1 protein-coding gene is annotated in these 443 nt (G+C 26.9%); it reads left to right on the plus strand.

Going from position 1 to position 443, the window contains the following annotated elements; all coding sequences use genetic code 11:
• Positions 1-79, plus strand: a 79-nt coding sequence (locus V7024_RS23885; RefSeq protein ID WP_335524549.1) for a DUF3979 family protein, incomplete at its 5' end; no start/stop codon positions are given.
• Positions 80-443 lie beyond the last annotated feature (364 nt).

A 443-nucleotide genomic window follows, 5' to 3' on the forward strand; every position in this document is an offset into this window, starting at 1 on the left:
TATGATTCGATTGCAGTTAAAACCATTTTTAGCAGTTGAAATCGGATTATATTGGGAAGTGTGTGAAGAGTGTGAGTAAAAAACATCCTGTTACTAACGGATGTTTTTTTATTTTGTCATTCGCAGTTAATAAGAGATTTCTGCCTCAAGATTTTGAGGGGATCAAAGAAGATAAGTTGAGATAATATTTAGTATGTGCTCAATTTCTTCAATTCATTATAAAGTGAAGGAGGAGCCTTAATTGTAGGAATAATCAATTTATAAAGAAATAAAATATTATTTTCTTATATATTTCAAAATAATATTATCTGTATATAGACAAAATACGATTGTTTGTATAGACTTTACAAAGTATGAGTCGGAAAGTATTGTACTTTTCATTGGTTCATATTCTTTCTTTGTTTTTTTCTTTATTGTATACAATTTTTAATATCATCTTGGTT

It is taken from the genome of Bacillus sp. JJ864, assembly GCF_036963045.1.
GTDB lineage: Bacteria > Bacillota > Bacilli > Bacillales > Bacillaceae_G > Bacillus_A > Bacillus_A pseudomycoides_C.